The 1,447-nt window shown below is 77.5% G+C and carries 1 protein-coding gene; it reads right to left on the minus strand.

Features of this window, described 5'->3' with window-relative positions; all coding sequences use genetic code 11:
• The coding region (locus ACWEVO_RS36445; RefSeq protein ID WP_452311935.1) for a hypothetical protein at positions 1-1,147 on the minus strand (1,147 nt) is incomplete at its 3' end.
• Positions 1,148-1,447: the final 300 nt, after the last annotated feature.

Genomic DNA, 1,447 nt, shown 5'->3' on the forward strand with positions numbered 1-1,447 from the left:
GCAGGATGTCCTCGAACTCGGCCCGCACCCGGCCGGCGAGGGCGGGCGAGCGGACCCCGGGCGGCTCGGGCAGCACGTCCACCGAGCTGAACGGCTCGCTTCCGGCGAGCCACATCTCCACCCCCTCCACCCGCCGCCGGGTCGCGTTCTCGCACCAGTACGGCACCAGCCCGGCCCGGACCACCTGCCACGGGTCGAGCAGCCGCCCGCACTCCACCACCAGGCGGTTGCCGGTCTTGCCGGCCCGACGCAGCCAGTGCCGGTACACGTCGGCAGTAGCCGCGCTGAGCGCGTCCGGCTGCGGGACGAGCACCCGGTGCAGCGGATGTCCCCGCCGCGCGGTCCAGGTCCGCAGGCCGTGCTCGAAGCCGGACTCCACGCCGTGCTCCGCGTACGCCTGGGGGCAGGAGACGTCCGGCGGCGTCCAGCCCGCCCCGTCACCGCCCGCCGAACGGAGCACCTGCCGCAGCGCGTGCGCGTCGGGGTGGAAGTCCACCGGGTCGAGGCCGCTGGCCGGGGAGCCGACCTGGAAGCTGTGCCCGCGCCCGTCATCCAGCACCGGCCAGGTACGGGCGTCGTGCAGCAGCAGCACCGGCGCGCCAGGTGCCAGGCGTTCGGCCAGGAACCGGACGTACGCCCCGGGCAGCGCGCGCCACCGCACGGCGAGCGACACCATGGCGCCGGCGGCCGCTCCCCGGCTGGCCGGGCAGTGCACCTGGCGGACGTGCACCGCCGGATTGCCGGCCAGCAGGCGGCCGGCGAGCGCGGCGCCGTGGTCCAGCGCGGCGGCCGGCCGATCCACCGCCCCTCGGGGCCAGTGCACGCTCATCTCGAACGTGGCCGGCAGCCAGGGCACGCCCAGAGCGACGGCGAGGTGTACCGCCGCGCCGTGCGGCGACCCCAGCACCACCCCGGGCCAGCGCCCGGCCGGGTACTGGTCGGCGATCCAGCCCGCCACCCGCTCGGCGTCGACCTCGGCGACCTGGGCCGGGGTCAGCGCGAGCCGGCCGGCGGCCCGGACGGCGGCGGCCCGGCGCACCGGCTCCGGCGCCCCGGTGAACCGCGGGAAGGCACCGGCCCGCCCGAGGTCGGCGCAGTCGTCGCCGCGCAGGGCCCGGACGGCCGCCGCGAGCAGGACCCGGGCCATGCTGCCCGGTGCCACGACCCGCTCGCCGGCCAGGGTGGCACCGTCGGCCGTGGACCCCAGCGGCCCCTTCCGCACCGACCCCACCGCGCCTCGTTCGCTCACCACGCGCCCCGGCTTCCCGTCCCTATGGGGTCTAAACGGGGCATCCCCCCACGGGGCGGACCAACCCGCGGGTGTTTGTCGGCAGGGCGCTGACCACCCACCGACCCCAGGCACGTCCACTCGCCGTGGGCTGCCGTCCCGGGCCGCAACGGGTCGGCACCGGCTACGAACCTGATGACGTGAACGACTCACCGCGCG

The sequence above is a fragment of the Micromonospora sp. NPDC003776 genome, assembly GCF_053605645.1.